The 15,892-nt window shown below is 49.9% G+C and carries 16 protein-coding genes and 1 riboswitch; of the genes, 8 read left to right on the forward strand and 8 right to left on the reverse strand.

Features of this window, described 5'->3' with window-relative positions; all coding sequences use genetic code 11:
- Positions 1–32: 32 nt before the first annotated feature.
- The 4 genes from KI362_RS12395 to KI362_RS12410 all read right to left on the reverse strand — a co-directional run bounded on the left by KI362_RS12395 (position 33) and on the right by KI362_RS12410 (position 4,502).
- Positions 33–1,010 (reverse strand): ABC transporter ATP-binding protein, encoded by a 978-nt coding sequence (locus KI362_RS12395; protein WP_301627465.1) that lies wholly within the window; start codon positions 1,008–1,010, stop codon positions 33–35.
- A gap of 14 nt (positions 1,011–1,024) precedes the next feature.
- A complete protein-coding gene (locus tag KI362_RS12400; protein ID WP_301627482.1) occupies positions 1,025–1,801 on the reverse strand; it encodes an ABC transporter permease in 777 nt (258 codons plus the stop codon).
- Positions 1,802–1,824: 23 nt separating this feature from the next.
- Complete coding sequence (locus KI362_RS12405; protein WP_044477551.1) at positions 1,825–2,601, reverse strand: ABC transporter permease; 777 nt, start codon at positions 2,599–2,601, stop codon at positions 1,825–1,827.
- A 176-nt stretch (positions 2,602–2,777) separates the two neighbouring features.
- Positions 2,778–4,502, reverse strand: coding sequence for a cellulase family glycosylhydrolase (locus tag KI362_RS12410; protein ID WP_301627466.1), 1,725 nt, complete (start codon positions 4,500–4,502; stop codon positions 2,778–2,780).
- A 247-nt stretch (positions 4,503–4,749) separates the two neighbouring features.
- On the opposite strand from KI362_RS12410, the gene KI362_RS12415 reads away from it, so the two are divergent.
- Both KI362_RS12415 and speD read left to right on the forward strand, forming a co-directional pair.
- Entirely contained in the window at positions 4,750–5,115 is a 366-nt protein-coding gene (locus KI362_RS12415) for a DUF805 domain-containing protein (protein WP_301627467.1), read from the forward strand.
- A gap of 113 nt (positions 5,116–5,228) precedes the next feature.
- Positions 5,229–6,035: an adenosylmethionine decarboxylase gene (gene speD, locus KI362_RS12420; protein WP_044477548.1), complete on the forward strand. Its 807-nt coding sequence runs from the start codon at positions 5,229–5,231 to the stop codon at positions 6,033–6,035.
- 25 nt (positions 6,036–6,060) lie between these two features.
- On the opposite strand, the gene KI362_RS12425 is transcribed toward speD, so the two are convergent.
- Entirely contained in the window at positions 6,061–6,468 is a 408-nt protein-coding gene (locus KI362_RS12425) for a NusG domain II-containing protein (RefSeq protein WP_044477547.1), read from the reverse strand.
- A gap of 125 nt (positions 6,469–6,593) precedes the next feature.
- Positions 6,594–8,252 carry a copper amine oxidase N-terminal domain-containing protein gene (locus tag KI362_RS12430; protein ID WP_301627468.1) on the reverse strand — a complete coding sequence of 553 codons (1,659 nt, stop codon included), beginning with the start codon at positions 8,250–8,252 and terminating at the stop codon, positions 6,594–6,596.
- Between the two features lie 160 nt (positions 8,253–8,412).
- A riboswitch (PreQ1 riboswitch) is annotated at positions 8,413–8,456 on the forward strand.
- A 98-nt stretch (positions 8,457–8,554) separates the two neighbouring features.
- On the opposite strand from KI362_RS12430, the gene queC reads away from it, so the two are divergent.
- The 5 genes from queC to KI362_RS12455 are packed head-to-tail and all read left to right on the forward strand — an operon-like array spanning position 8,555 to position 12,009.
- Positions 8,555–9,223, forward strand: a complete 669-nt coding sequence (queC, locus tag KI362_RS12435) for a 7-cyano-7-deazaguanine synthase QueC (RefSeq protein ID WP_301627469.1) — start codon at positions 8,555–8,557, stop codon at positions 9,221–9,223.
- Positions 9,220–9,714: a 6-carboxytetrahydropterin synthase QueD gene (gene queD, locus KI362_RS12440; RefSeq protein WP_044477544.1), complete on the forward strand. Its 495-nt coding sequence runs from the start codon at positions 9,220–9,222 to the stop codon at positions 9,712–9,714. The genes queC and queD overlap by 4 nt, the downstream gene beginning before the upstream one ends.
- The gene (queE, locus tag KI362_RS12445) at positions 9,707–10,447 is read left to right on the forward strand and encodes a 7-carboxy-7-deazaguanine synthase QueE (RefSeq protein ID WP_301627470.1); all 741 of its coding nucleotides are present in this window, start codon (positions 9,707–9,709) and stop codon (positions 10,445–10,447) included. Before queD ends, queE begins: the two co-directional genes overlap by 8 nt.
- A 36-nt stretch (positions 10,448–10,483) precedes the next feature.
- A complete protein-coding gene (queF, locus tag KI362_RS12450) occupies positions 10,484–10,981 on the forward strand; it encodes a preQ(1) synthase (protein ID WP_301627471.1) in 498 nt (165 codons plus the stop codon).
- A gap of 32 nt (positions 10,982–11,013) precedes the next feature.
- Complete coding sequence (locus KI362_RS12455; protein WP_301627472.1) at positions 11,014–12,009, forward strand: 2-hydroxyacid dehydrogenase; 996 nt, start codon at positions 11,014–11,016, stop codon at positions 12,007–12,009.
- A 90-nt stretch (positions 12,010–12,099) separates the two neighbouring features.
- On the opposite strand, the gene KI362_RS12460 is transcribed toward KI362_RS12455, so the two are convergent.
- A complete protein-coding gene (locus KI362_RS12460; protein WP_301627473.1) occupies positions 12,100–12,675 on the reverse strand; it encodes a PadR family transcriptional regulator in 576 nt (191 codons plus the stop codon).
- A gap of 18 nt (positions 12,676–12,693) precedes the next feature.
- The gene (locus tag KI362_RS12465; protein WP_301627474.1) at positions 12,694–14,214 is read right to left on the reverse strand and encodes an MDR family MFS transporter; all 1,521 of its coding nucleotides are present in this window, start codon (positions 14,212–14,214) and stop codon (positions 12,694–12,696) included.
- A gap of 193 nt (positions 14,215–14,407) precedes the next feature.
- Here KI362_RS12465 and KI362_RS12470 point away from each other — a divergent pair, with 193 nt between their 5' ends.
- On the forward strand, positions 14,408–15,499 hold the full coding sequence (locus KI362_RS12470) for a M24 family metallopeptidase (protein WP_301627475.1): 1,092 nt from the start codon (positions 14,408–14,410) through the stop codon (positions 15,497–15,499).
- The last annotated feature ends 393 nt before the right edge of the window (positions 15,500–15,892 follow it).

Consider the following 15,892-nt stretch of genomic DNA (forward strand, 5'->3'; position numbering starts at 1 on the left):
CAGGAACTGCGACTGGACATGATCTTGATTCCTCACTCGGAAAAGCGGCGTACGACCTCTTCAAAATCTGGGCCTTCAATCGACAGATCGGCGATCTCCCCCCATGTCCCAAGCTCCTTGATCAATTCCATTACACCCATAGCCCGAAGATCGGCTTCAATTCTAAGGGTCTCTCCTTCCGCCGATACGATGCGATAGACTGGCCCCGGCTGCTCCAGGACCGGTATTTGACAGCCTCCCCGGTAAGTTACCGTAATCACCGCAGGCAGGCCAATCCTCTCGCGCAGTTCCGCAACCGTTCCATCATAGCTCAACGCCCCATGGTTGATGACCATTACTCTGCTGCATAACTGCTCGATATCATCCATATCATGGGTCGTCAGCAGGATGGTCTTTCCGTATTCCTTGTTCAACTGACGAAGGAACTCGCGAATTCCTTGCTTGGCATGCACATCTAATCCAATCGTTGGCTCATCCAGAAAGAGCAGATCCGGATCATGCAGCATCGCGGCGGCAAGATCGGCCCTCATCCGCTGTCCAAGCGAAAGCTTGCGAACTGGGGTATCCCAGAACTCGGGTAAATTCAACAGCTCGGCAAACCGCTCCAAGCGCTGCTTTTTCAACTCCGCCGGGACCCGGTACATATGGGCAAGAATATCATACGAATCTTTGACCGGCAGATCCCACCACAGCTGGCTGCGCTGTCCGAACACAACGCCCAGCTGCTGGACAGCCTTTCTGCGCTCGCGGTGCGGATTCAGTCCCCTTATCCGAACCTCCCCAGAGCTTGGATGAAGAATCCCGGTCAGCATTTTGATCGTCGTCGACTTGCCTGCCCCATTCGGCCCGATATAACCGACAAATTCGCCGGGAAGCACCTGAAAGGAGATGTCCCGCACGGCTTCCTTCACCCGGTATTCCCGTGAGAACAAGGTTCTGACGCCCGAGAACCGTCCTCCTTTTACCGCAGGTGTCTTGAATTCTTTATAGAGATGTCTTGCTTCAATCATGTCTTCTCTCCTCCTCAGCTTCCCGTACTTTGATATTTGGTAATCCCAAATTGCCAGAACCGCAGTGCCGCCGCCAGACAGACCAGAGCCATGGCAGTCGTAACCGCAAGCACCCAAGCACCCAGCTCACCTTTCACCAAGTAGAGTGAGGGCAAATAGTTAACAAATCCGACCGGGATGGCATACAGCAGGAAAGAAGCCAGCCACTTCGGGTAAATGGCTAACGGATATTGAGCCGCCGAACGGGCCGCATCCTCTGTGAAGGTCTGCAGCTCACTGATTCTTGTCGTCCAGAAGCCGATCGTCGCGGTAGCGAGACCGATGGAGAACAGAATAATCGCTCCCGTTAGAATGATGAACGGTGTCCACCATACGGTCGGCCAGCCAATCGATCCTGCCTGCAGCATCCCTGCAAGCGACCAGCACAGAATGAAGCCGCCCTGCATCACCTCGCCGATCATAATCCGGAAGCTCTGGGGCATCAGCGCGAGAAGCACGGGCAACGGACGAGTCAGCAATTGGTCGAAGTCGCCGCTGACTAAATATTTTTCCAGATGATGCACTTCATCCGCTATCGTTCGATACAAGGTCTTCGACAAGGTCATAACCGCAACCAGATAACCGACCTCATGAATAGACCAGCCACGGATGCCGCCAAACCGAGCCAGTACGATGGCGACCATGAGAAATTCCGAAATCTGAATGAATGCTGCTAAAAAGGAGCCAATAACAAAGTTGAATTTGTACTGCATTCGACTTCTTATAGTTGTACGAATGAGCAACAAATACATGTGTATCCAGGTTTGAAACGAATTCACCCTCCCTGCACCTCCACCTTGCGTCTAACAACCCGTGTAGCCAACAGGCAAACACCGGTCATAAGCACACACCAGATCAAAGTGCCTCCGAGCCAGGATATGTCGCCCCGTTCCAGATACAGGGATGTCGGCACATAGAGCAAATAAGGGTAAGGCGAGATCCACGCGAGCTTCTCCAGCCCATTCGGCAGCCACTCCAAGGGAATGAAGAACCCTGAGAGCAGGTTGATCAGGGCATGATTGCCCCAATAGAGCCAGGAGGACTCTGTTGTCCATAGCGCACTAATGCCGATCAGGTAATTCATGCAAATCGCCAGATAGGACGCGCCCACAAGACTAAGCGCTGTTAGGCAATAGGTTGTCCATTGCATGGGAAGCTGCAGCGAGAATACCAAGACATAGATGAGGTAAATCGGGATGGATTTGTAGATAAACTGGTAGGCGATTTGTCCCCACTCCCGGGCCATCAGATGGCTGAACAAGTGAACGGGACGCATCAGATCTAACGAGATGTGACCGGTTCTGACACTCTGCGGAATGCCAAGACCATTTGTGATGAAGCTGGTCACCCAAAGCGCAGCCTGGGTAAAAGAGATATAGCTGACCATTCCCTGAATTCCATAGGTACCCAGTGAAGCATGATCACCCACTCCAATCCAGATACTGGCGTAGATGAACCCGAACATGGCACTCGCGAGATTATGAATCAAATGAGCTCCGCGATATTGCAAATTTCGGGCATAGGCCTTCGAGGCCAGCGTGAAATAAAGCATAGAACACCTCCGATAAGCTTCTCGAACGGCTTCTCCGTTCGCTTCAGACAAGGCGATTTTGTAAGAAGGACTCATATCATAACCCAGAATTCTCCAATGGGCAAGTCTTTTTAAAAAGATAAGAAGCGCCCCTCTCGGGACGCCCTCTAGCTGAACCTAGGCTAAGCGCAGGCCTTTTACTCTGTAACGGCTTTGCCTGTAACCTGTGCGCCTGATTTCGATATTTTGTAGTTCACAATATCTCCGCCCCAGAAGTGGAATTTCAGGGTTACTTCCCCGTCTTTCGTTTCATTAAAGAAATTTTCGGTAATGACAATCCGGTCCTTCATAAAGTCAGGCGTGAAGGTGTAGGCATATTCCTTATAAGATGTCCAGTTCTGAGGACCTGCGAAGCTGCCATCCTTATAGATTGCTTCCATGGTCGCCAGGCGGTTACCGTTGAAGAGCGTCGGAATAGCAAAGTTATCTACAGTTCCAGCCGTATCACCCAATTGAGGCAAATCATAGACGACTACCTTTAATCTCCAGTCAGGCCCGTAGCTAAACTTGGCGGATAAAATGGCATTCTGCCCAAGATGCCCTGCCTTCGTTAACCGGGTAAGCAGGCTAGCCTTCAGGATCAGCTCCGAACCAGCCAGTTCATAGTCTTTTCCTTGCTCCAGCTTCTCGGATCCGTTATATAGTCCAGATAGCCTATTGCCGTTCAGATTTAATTGAACCTTCACATCCTTGACTTCTTCCCCGTATTTCAAGTAGACAAGATCTGTTTCGGCCGTAGAAGCACGCCGCTCCCAGCCTGCCTTCATGATATGGATGAGCTCCGGATCAGACCAGACGAGCTCTGTCCGGTTTAAGTGCTGCCCATTATCCCAGAGCATATGCGTAATTTGCCGTTCGTTAAGCACATGCATCAAATTTTCAAAAAACTTCAGCTTTTCGCCTTGCTCAATAACACTTGTATTCTTATCGAATCCCAACAATCCGTACTCGCCGAGAATGACTGGAATCCCTTTGGAGACCAGCGTATTACGGACATTGTCAAACGTGGTAATCATATCATTCATCGTATCTTGCTCCAGCTTATAGTAGCCGGCAATGTTAACACTGAACGGCCAGAAGCCATAGAAGTGAACCGTGGCGATCAGATTCGGATCGTTGAATTCCTGAATCGTCTCATACAGCACATCCAGGTCTTCCTGGGCCGGTGAGGTTTCGCGTGTAGGGATAACCAGAGGGCGTACTCCATTCTCCCCGCCTGAAGCTCTCACAATCTCATGGAACGAGACAAGCAGCTCCTTCAGCATCTCATATTGCTTCTCTTTGTCCGTGGTACCCCCATCTGTAAATCTTGGCTCATTAATCGCTTCAAACATCAGCTTCTCTGAATGATTCTTGAAGCGGTCTGCAATTTGTGTCCATGCCGCGCTAAATTTGGCCAGCACTTCATCATGGTTGCTCTCCATATAGCTGATCCATTGCCAGGAATCATGATGCATATTAATCATGACATAGAGATCGGCATCCAGTGCCCAGCCTACCACCTCTTGAACACGGTCCATATACGCCAGGTCAATGGTGTAGTTCGGAGCTTCACCCATGTGCTGGCCCCAGGTTACAGGTATGCGAATGCTCCTGTAGCCTTCAGCGGCAATTTGCTGAATGAACTCCTTCGTGACACGCGGATTCCCCCAGGATGTCTCATCGTCCCCTGTAGCGTCAAGGGTGTTGCCCAGGTTCCAGCCCGGCTGCATGGCCTCGACATAAGCGCTGATACTTGTTTTCGCATCCGGTGCTTTCAGTTCCTCCGCAGCAGCGGATACTGCTGAGGACAGCAAGGATACCGCCATCATGGCCGCCATGGCGAATGCGGTGATCGAGCGGAATTTCGTTCTTCTACTCATCGATTCATGTTCCTCCCTTTCGCGGCATTTTTTGTAAGCGTTTTCTTTTTTTAAGGTTACCACAATTTTCCGGTGGCCAATACCATATTAATTTTGAATTATTTCATGTATAAATCAGAGATAGGAAAAAGGACGGATAAAATAGTACAAAAGAAACATTGTCGCATTTTGGAAAATCATTTATAAATAAATAGAGCATTCAAGCATACATATGAGAATGTAGCTCAATTTTGAGGGAGGAAACACAATGCAATGGTATCTTAAGGTATTACAAAACTATGTGGGATTTAGCGGGAGGGCTCGACGGACAGAGTTTTGGATGTTCATCTTGTTCAACTTTCTGGCCGCGTTCGTTCTCGGAATCCTGGATAGAATTCTGGGGCTTGGCGGATTCCTGGGCGGGCTGTACGCTTTAGCGGTTCTTCTGCCGACAATAGCCTTGTGGGTTCGCCGCCTCCATGACACCGGAAAAAGCGGCCTGTGGCTTTTGATAGCCTTAATCCCGGCTGTAGGAGCAATTGTATTGCTCGTCTTTGCTTGCCTGGATAGCGAGCCTGCAGCAAACCAATACGGCCCGAACCCGAAGACTGGACCTCTTCCGGTTTCTGCGTAGTTTTCTGGCACCTGCCGCTCCCTTAAGGGAGCGGTTTTTTTAGGTTGACGTTTGTTCCTTTCAAGAGTGGGTATAAAAAAGAAGAGGTACTATAACCAAGGGGGGCCTCTTCCGTGAAACTGACTCAGGAGCAGCGAATCCAACTGCATGAATTCAATAATCTGACCAAATCGCTGAGCTTCAATATGTACGATATCTGCTATACCCGCACCAGAGAAGAGCGTGAGGCATACATCGCCTATATTGATGAGCAATACAATTCAGAGCGTCTTACCAGCATTCTGACGACGGTCGCCGACATCATTGGGGCGCATGTATTGAATGTAGCGAAGCAGGATTACGTCCCCCAGGGAGCCAGCGTCACTGTACTGGTATCAGAAGGGCCTGTCGTTGAAGTTCCTACCGAATCATTTGAGGAGTCTCCCGGTCCGCTGCCGGACAACGTTGTTCTCCAGCTTGATAAAAGCCATATTACCGTGCATACGTATCCCGAGTATCATCCGAATGAAGGCATCAGCACCTTTCGGGCCGATATCGACGTGTCCACCTGCGGTGAGATATCGCCGCTGAAGGCATTGAACTACCTCATCCATTCCTTTGATACCGATATTATGACCATTGATTATCGCGTTCGGGGCTTCACCCGGGATATTAACGGACACAAGCTGTTCATCGACCATGACATCAGCTCCATTCAGAACTATATTCCTGACGAAGTACTGGAGCAGTATCAGATGATTGACGTCAACGTCTACCAGGAGCATATCTTCCATACCAAGTGCAAGCTCAAGGCATTCGACCTGAATAATTACTTATTCGGCTATACGAAGGATTCGTTAAGCAAGGAGGAGCAGGAAGAAATTACCGAGCGCCTCACGGTTGAGATGGATGAAATCTTCTATGGAAAAAATATTATCTGACTTGCCTTTCGGGCAGGTCAGATTTTTAACGTACATAAGCATCAATTTCTTCTGCCGGATCGATATCCGGCGAAGGGGAGCCGACGATCTCCACAAAGACCCGGTTCGGCACACAAATAATCGTTTGATTTGGGCGGGAAATGAAACCCATGGCCATGGAAATTTTTTTCGGACAATCCGCATAAATCATCTGGATGCCCCCGTCATATTTCTTCAGTATGTTGTGACCATACTCGGTCTGAATATCAATTTCCTCATCCTCACCATCAAGCGACACAGAGCGATAAAATTCACCATCTACTGAAATCGAAGCGCTAAGTTGCCCCGCCTCTACTTCACGCATTCCGTCCCAATACTGCACCCCAAGCCAACCGACCCCTGCAGTCAGCAGCAGAACAATCAGCAGAATATCTCCACGCTTTAGCTTTAACAAAACAAGTCATCCCTTTCAACCAAAAACCAGAATAAGTATAAAAAACGAAGGAACACGGATTGTTCGTCCGGTCCCTCCGCATGTGATTCATAAATAAACATAAGTTGTCCTGCGCTTACAAACGCTTATGGACGTTCAATAAAAATCCATCCGTCCTCTTCAACCGTGACCTTTGCTCCCAATGCCTCTGACATGAACCGAAGCGGCACGTAAGTCACGCCATCTTCATTGACAAAGACCGGCTGCTCCAGAACTACCGCCTTTCCGCCGATGGAAGCATGCTTTGAATCCGGAGTCACTCTGATCTCCTGACCCGTGATATCGTTAGTAATGACGATATTCTTTGAATAAGCGTCCCATTTAACCCCAGCATCCAATTCTTCGGACAAATAACGAAGCGGTACAAAGGTAGTGTTATTGTTTACAACCGTTCCATAATAACTGTTATGAGGATCGAGATAGACGCTCTTGTACGTAAACTGGAAGTCATCCTTTAGCAGCTTGTAAATAGCAGAATCGGACTCAAAGTTACGAAGCATCTCACCGGGAGTCATGGGCTTCCCGAAGTAATCAATGACGCCTGAAGTGACGTCAACGGCATCGATTTCTACAGTTCCGCCCAAATTACGCTGTTCGGTATCAGCCTTGAGCTTCACAGACTGAAGCGGAAAATCCTCCGAGGCCGGGAGTGCAATCGTCAATTCCATGGCCTGTTTGCGAATCTGCAGCTTGCTGTCAAAATACAAGTCCAGATCCAGTACGGTATCCTTTCCGAGAACCACGTTCAGCTCCGGGGTCTCCTCAAGCAGGCTCTTCATATTCGCGTCGTAGTCGGTCAGCAGCGTATTGATCACCTCTTGAATGGTCGCCGTCATGGTAGCAACTACTACAGGCTTGGATTGCGAAATCGAGAACAGGTCCAATCCGAATCCACGATCTGCCGTAACATCGGAATAATCAGAATCATCGTATTCGTAGTAATAGTCTTCATAATCATAGTCTTCATAATAGTAATCATCGTAATATTCATCTTCATAGTATTCTTCGTAATAATAATCGTCATAATAGCTGTAAGCCTCTTGCATAATCGGGTAATACACATCGTAAAATGCCCCGATCAAATCCTTGATCCCTTGTTCATCCTTTGCCACGCTAGTCAAAAATGGCTTCACCATCGCCAGCAGCTCGTCACCGCGAATTTCGGTATGCAGCTGGGTCAGGCTCAGGGATTCTCCGAACACTTCACTTTGCGTCTGCTTCACGGAAAGAGTCTTGGGATTCGATAGATGCTTGAAGAAAAATTCTCCGGCCTGCTTGGTGAAGCCCAGAATCTGATCTTCATACTTTGCCGCTTCCCCCGCGTACATCCCGCTCAAGGCCCCGCTCTCGGTGCTTATGTATATCGGCTGCTTGGCGCCCTCTAATTGAATAGCCATTCCTTGTTCGTCCAGCGACAAATGGAACGGATATTGTTCTTCTTTATACTGCACTGCTCCCTTGACCGACATATTGCCCTGGTCTTGAACCTTCGCACTATCGATCGTCAGCGACAGGGAATTGAGCTGTTCGATTAATCGTTGTGCTTCGGGATGAACCACTCCCTCCGCAGGCACCAGTTCTATCGACAGTGTCTGCTTCGACTCTCCGGAGACTTGAGTCATGCTCTGCACAAGTGCCTTGTTTATGTCCAGACCGGCGACACTTTGACACCCGGACAGGAGAAGCATGGTCATTGCAAGAAGCGCTAATGGCAAGCCCCATTTTTTCAGTAGGATCCTTTTCATTTCTCTCCTCCTAAGCTAGTTAATATCTCCCATTATTATTTACAATTTTGATAAAGTAAATAGGTTTATAGTCATTCTATTCCATGCGCTATTCCCCGTTGATTGTGGTATACTTGCATATGTAACTCTGAACTGAATAAGAAGATCCATGGCGCACACCATGGGAGAGGTTCGCGAACTCCCTCTATAAAAAACTAAGAATACCCTGCAATTTAGTTGCAGCGGTCTGTTTTTTGCTGGCACAGTTCAAGAACTCTCCTTCTTTTCTATTTCACAATAATAGAGGAATGAGAGGTTTTTTTATGCTTAATAATGAAAAAGCGGTTGTCGTTTTCAGCGGCGGCCAGGACAGTACGACCTGTCTCTTCTGGGCACTTAAACATTTCCGCGAGGTTGAGACGGTTACCTTCAACTACGGCCAACGCCACAGTCTGGAGATTGAATGCGCCCGCAGTATCGCTGAAGAGCTTGGAGTAAAATGGCATTTGCTCGACATGAGCCTGCTCGGTCAACTAACGCAGAATGCGTTGACTCGCAGCGATATGGCCATTGAACATCATGAAGGGGAGCTGCCAACTACATTTGTGGAAGGCCGCAACCATCTATTTCTCAGCTTTGCTGCTGTTCTGGCAAAGGGGGTAGGCGCAAGACATCTCGTTACCGGTGTCTGCGAGACAGATTTCAGCGGATATCCCGATTGCCGCGACTCCTTCGTGAAATCTTTGAATGTCACGTTAAACCTGGCGATGGACTATCAGTTCGTCATTCACACGCCGCTAATGTGGATCGATAAAGCCGATACCTGGAAGCTGGCTGATGAACTGGGCGCCTTTGACTATGTGCGTGAACGGACTCTGACTTGTTATAACGGCGTTATCGGAATCGGCTGCGGAGAATGCCCTGCCTGCAAGCTAAGACAAGCCGGGCTGGATAAATACCTCGCCGTGCGCGGGAAGGGTGGTCAGCAATGAGCAGACAACCCGGTGAATTTGTTATTGTGGAACGGCTCCAGCGTTATGAAGAAGATATAGCCCCTGCCCAGCTGCGCTATCATCAGCGCCGGGTACTCGTCAGCAAGGAGTTTACCTTTGACGCAGCGCATCATCTTCATGCCTATGAAGGCAAATGCAAAAACCTGCACGGACATACGTATAAGGTTGTCTTTGGCATCAGCGGCAAGCCTGACGAGCGGGGCTTAACCGTTGATTTCGGAACGATCAAGGATATTTGGAAGAACGAAATAGAAGGCTACCTGGATCACCGTTATTTGAACGAAACCCTGCCTCCTATGAATACCACAGCGGAGAATATGGTTGTGTGGCTATTTGAGCAAATGGAATCCGCATTACAAGCTCAGCCTTACTGCTCTTCATTAACGGAGGGACAAACCGAATTCGTTCGCCTCTATGAGACGCCTACCAGCTATGCGGAAGTCAGACGGGAGTGGATGCAGGATGAATAACGTGGCGCGCCCTGTTCCGGTACTGGAAATATTCGGTCCCACGGTCCAGGGAGAAGGCATGGTCATTGGTCAGAAGACAATGTTCGTTCGTACGGCGGGCTGTGATTATCATTGCAGTTGGTGCGATTCCGCCTTCACCTGGGACGGCAGCTCCAAGGAGCAAATTCGCCTTCTGTCAGCCCAGGATATTTGGGAGGAGCTGATCTCGCTTGGCGGGAACCGGTTCAGCCATGTCACCTTATCCGGGGGCAACCCTGCCCTGCTCCCGCAGCTTGCCGAGCTGGTCAGACTTCTCCATCAACAGGGCATGGAGGTTGCTGTGGAGACTCAGGGCTCGAGATGGCAGGATTGGCTGGAAGAGATCGACCAGGTCACCCTTTCCCCCAAACCGCCAAGCTCCGGAATGGAGACGGACTGGCATGTGCTGGATGAGATTGCGCGCAGACTATCCGGAAGACCCGCCCCTCTATCGTTAAGTCTCAAGGTTGTCGTGTTCGATGAGGCCGACCTCATCTATGCTGAATCCGTTCATCAGAGATATCCGCAGATCGACCTGTATCTTCAGGTAGGAAATCCGGATGTCCGCCGAATGGACATTTCCCATCATGCCGCCGACTTGCTTCAGCGATATCAATGGCTGATCGATCGCGTCATGATGATGAGTTCAATGAATAACGTCCGAATTCTGCCCCAGCTTCATGCGCTTGTATGGGGGAATAAACGAGGCGTATAGAGTAATCATCAGTATACAGGAAAAGGAGGCCTACCTATGGCTGGAAGACAAAAAGAAGAAATGCAGGAAGTAACCCTCCTGGGGGATCAGGGCGTGAAGTACCCGATGACCTATACCCCGGAGATGCTGGAAAGCTTCGATAATAAGCACCCTTACCGGGATTATTTCGTAAAGTTCAACTGCCCGGAATTTACGAGCCTGTGTCCGATTACCGGACAGCCTGATTTTGCTACCATCTACATCAGCTATATTCCCGACATCAAAATGGTTGAGAGCAAGTCGCTTAAATTATATCTGTTCAGTTTCCGCAATCATGGCGATTTCCATGAAGATTGCGTTAATATAATTATGAACGACCTGATCAAGCTGATGGATCCGAAATATATTGAAGTGTGGGGCAAATTCACACCGCGAGGCGGCATCTCCATTGATCCTTATTGCAATTACGGAAAGCCCGGCACCAAGTATGAGACGATGGCCGAACATCGCTTGTTGAATCACGATCTCTATCCCGAGAAGGTGGATAACCGCTAGTCCCTCCATGTATTTCTCCTGACAGCCTGATTATGCCGAAAAGAGAGGAGCGAGGAACATTGAAACCGAACATTTTTATTGCCCGCTCAGTCCCTCCTGAGGTCGAAGCTTATCTGGGAGAGCACTGCACCTATACTAAATGGGAGCAAGAAGAGCCCATTCCGCGGGACAAGCTGCTGGCTAATCTTCGAGAGGCGGAAGGCCTCCTGATCTCCGGCGGCAAAATCGATGCCGAGCTGCTGGAGCATGCTCCCCGCCTGCGAGCAGTCAGCACAATCAGTGTAGGCTATAACAATTTTGATATTGAGGCCATGAAGGCCAGAAGCGTGATCGGCACCAATACTCCAGACGTATTGAATGACACCGTAGCAGATCTGATCTTCGGTCTCATGCTGGCTGTAGCCCGCCGCATTCCGGAAATGGACAGGTACGTGAAGGAAGGCTCCTGGAAGCGCGGAGACGATAAGACGCTCTTTGGGCGGGACGTCCATCGCAAGAAGCTCGGCATCATCGGCATGGGCAGCATCGGTGAGGCAGTGGCTCGCAGAGCAAAATTCGGATTCAATATGAATATTGCCTACCATAACCGGAGCCGCAAGCCCGATGTCGAGACAGCGCTTGAAGCGGAGTACCTATCCCTTCAAGAATTGCTTCAAACCAGCGACTTCATCGTGCTGATGACTCCCTTGACTCCTGAGACGAAAGGCATGATTGGGTTTGGCGAGTTCGCGCTGATGAAACGCACTGCGATCTTCGTGAATGCCTCCCGCGGAGCAACCGTAGACGAACAGGCCTTGGTTCGAGCCTTGCAAGAAGGCTTGATCTTCGGCGCGGGTCTGGATGTATTCGAGCATGAGCCCGTCTCTCCGGATCATCCGCTGCTGCATATGCCGAATGTCGTCACCTTGCCGCATATCGGTTCTGCCACAGCGCAGACCCGGCTCGATATGGCCATGCTTGCAGCCGAGAATCTGGTTGCAGCCCTGCAAGGGCATGCGCCGTCCTCTGTAGTTAAAGAGCTACGTTAAATAATGTCACCCACGACAACAGGGACCTGAGGGCTAATCGCCCCCAGGTCCCTGCTTCAATCCGCCAAACCGGACAGGAATCCATCGTGTTCAATGTTCAAAGCCCGGCAAAAGGCTGATCTCATGAAGCTTTCCCGCTTCAGCGTCGATCAGCAGCCGGCGCAGCCACGCAAGCTCTGTCCGGGCATGCTCATAGTAACCCGCCATCAAATGCAGTACGCTTCTTGGCACGATACCCTCGTGTTCTGCATATGTTCTGCGGCATAACTCGACCTGCTTCTCCGCTTCCCCGATCCGCTCCCGCAAGATCGTGGCAATCTGCTCCTGATCCCCCTTACCTGCGAACACAAGAGCAATATAAAGCGGATGATTGTCAGGCGCCGCTTCCCGGAAACGGTCCAGCAGCAAATTCTGAAAATAAGCCTTGCCGCTGTCAGTAATTCGGTATACCGTCTTTTCCGGTCCCAATTCGTCCTGAATCGTCATTACGGCTTCAATATAATTCTGTTTTCTTAACTGATCCACCGCATAATAGAGCGAACCGATTTTGAACCTTCCCTGCAAATCCAGGAACCGTTCCTTCATTCGTGTACGTATTTCATAAGGATGCATGTCCCGCTCCATTAACAACCCCAGAATGCTCAGACGGATGGATAATGACTGCATCAGTCTTCTCCTTCCCCTTTATGCGCCTTGTTTCGTCTTATCCGAGACGATCGAGCTTAACCGGTCCCCCGGCATGGCAAGCACAACCAAGATTGACAGAGCGGCAGGCAGCAATGCCCACATGAACGTATGCGCAATCGAGGAGGACATGGCGTCAACAATCCCCTGCAAAATTTCCGGCGGGATCAATGCCCGCTTTTCGGGAGACAGGGCTTCGCGGGTATCGCCAAATTGCTCCGCGGCTCCGGCCATACCCGGAAAAGCATCCTCCATTCCGCGGGTCATCAGATTCCGCTGTACGATCCCGAAAATGGTAATTCCAAGTGTCATTCCAAGTGAACGCAGGAAGGAGTTCGTAGAGGTTGCCGCTCCGCGCCGCTGCATATCGAACGGATGAACCGCCGCCATACCGAGCACGGAGAAGGAGAAGCCGACGCCAAATCCCGCCACAATGCTATACATCGTCAGCAAGGAACGCGCTGAATCTCCATGAAGTGTGCTCAAAGCAAAAATGCCGGCAATGAAAAATACCACCGAGATCGACATGATGGACCGATAAGACATTCGGGAAGTAAGCATTCCGCCCAGCATGCTGCCCACGACAGAGCCGATCATCATCGGCATCAGGATCAATCCCGAATTGGTCGCCGTTCCCCCAAATACCCCTTGAACATAAATCGGAATGTACACGGTAGCTACGATAAACACACTTCCGTACAGTAAAGCCAGCAAGCTGCTCGTCGCATATAGCCGGTTGTGGAACATATCGAAGGAGATAATGGGCTCGGACGCCTTCCGCTCAACCAGCAGGAAAATAGCAAACAGCACTATAAAGCCCGTGAACAATCCGATAATTAAAGAGGAGTTCCAGGCGAACTTCTCACCGCCCAGCTCCAGCGCAAACATGAGGCACACAACAGCCCCTACCAGGGTGAAGGCTCCGCCCCAATCGATCCTTTGACTCGCACGGATCATCGATTCTTTATAGCACAATACAATCAGAAGCAATGAGACCAGGCCGATCGGCACATTGATATAGAACACCCAGTTCCAGCCGAGCGAATCCGTGATGAAAGCTCCAAGCAATGGCCCGAAGATGCTTGAGGTACCGAAGACAGCCCCCATCAGCCCGGTCATTTTCCCCCGCTTTTCAACGGGGAAGATATCATAAATAATCGTAAAGGCGATCGGCATCAATGCGCCCCCGCCTACCCCCTGAATAGCCCGGAAAATGCTGAGCTGCACAATACTTGTCGCCATACCGCACAGCACCGATCCAAGCAGGAAGGTAATAATCCCGAAGATAAAAAAGCTTTTCCGCCCATACATATCGGACAGCTTCCCGAAAATCGGTGTTCCTGCCATGACTGCTACCATATATGCGGAGGTGACCCATACGAATTGCTCCATTCCTCCGAGTTCAGAGACAATTGTCCCCATAGCCGTTGTTACAATCGTATTGTCCATCGCCGACATCAGAATTCCGAGCAGTAAACCGAGCAGAATCCATTTTGTACGGTCCTTTTTAGCTTCAGCCATGCCGAGCCCCCTCTATTCAAATTTGAATAACAATCTTTATTGTAGCTGAAACATGTAAAATGTAAATTCCGTTTTTTTAAAATTTCAGACAAAATGCCTTTACACTTTACACTGCAACTCAGTAATCATTTCCTTGTCAGCCTCATTTTGTCCTATAATAAGTACAGAATTCGCATGAAAGGAAGTTTTGATTATGGATCAACGCTGGATCGAGCTTGAACAGCAAATGCATCGGCAAGGCATGGATACGCTCTTGATCACCGATCCCAAGCATGTCTATTACTTAACCGGATTTCTCAGCAATCCTCATGAACGCTTTCTGGGACTGCTGCTGAAAGCCGGAAGCGAGCCTGTTCTGTTTGCCCCTGCACTGGACGGGGAGGCGGCGAAGGCGGCTATCGGCTCGATGGAATTAATCACCCATCAGGATACCGAGGATCCTTACCTCTTGCTCCGGCAAAGACTGGAGTCAGACCGCCCTATAGGCACCTTTGGACTCGAAAAAGAATATGTAACCCTGGACCGGTATGAACGCCTGCAAGAAGCGCTGCAATTCTCCGCATCCGCCGATATCGGTCCTTCGCTCCGTGAGATGCGGATCAGAAAGAGTCCGGAGGAGATCAAGCGGATGCGGCATGCCGTCAAGCTGATCGAGCAGGTGCTCGAGCTTAGCCTGAAGCAGATTAAGGAAGGGGTTACCGAGAACGAGCTTGTTGCCGAGGTCGAGTATCAAATCCGCAAGCTCGGAGCTGACGGCCCCTCCTTTGATTCCATGGTGTTGTTCGGGGAAAAGACAGCGCTCCCGCATGGTGTGCCGGGTGAGCGCAAGCTTCAAAGCGGAGATATGATCATGTTCGATATCGGGGTTTACGCTAATGGGTATGCCTCTGATATTACAAGAACCTTCGGCTTTGGCGAGCTAGCTGCCGAGCAGATTAAAATTTATGAGACCGTACTCGCCGCGAATGAAGCAGCCATTGCAGCGATCAAGCCGGGGGTTACCTTCGGCTCCATTGACAAAGCAGCCAGAGATGTAATTGAAGCTGCGGGCTATGGCCCCTATTTCAATCATCGGCTTGGGCACGGGCTTGGGATTGATGTCCATGAATTCCCTTCCGTGCACGGACAGAACGAGCTCTTCCTGCGGGAAGGCAATGTATTCACCGTCGAGCCTGGAATCTACGTGCCGGGCGTCGCCGGAGTTCGAATCGAAGATGATGTTACAGTGACAGACTCGGGAGTGGACGTCCTTACCTCCTTTCCCAAGCACCTTCAATATGTATAAGTTAGCGAGCAGCGGAGGCATAAACATAAAGTAAATACAAGCAGCGCAATCAAATACATTTGTTCAAGCTCAGAAGGGGAAATGCTTGGTCTAATGGACATCACGTCTCCTTAAAGGCCACTATGGATGAGGCCAGAAATGTAACGGACATTTTGACTGCTAGGATAGGTGAGTCGCGTGAATCAGAGCCGATTCAGCTCCCTAAATGCCGAAAATGTCCGTTACCGTTCAAAAATGTGAGGAAAAGTCGGCTAATAGTTCAAAATGAGACTGTCTATTTTCTGTGTAAAAATGTACTACCCTGTCCTTTAGTTCTGCAAACAAACCGCAATTCGGGTACTTCAAAGGTGATTTTGGGGAGCAATTGCCCAGTCATTCGCTTTACATGGTGCT

The sequence above is a fragment of the Paenibacillus apis genome (assembly GCF_018333295.1).
GTDB lineage: Bacteria > Bacillota > Bacilli > Paenibacillales > Paenibacillaceae > Fontibacillus > Fontibacillus antibioticophila.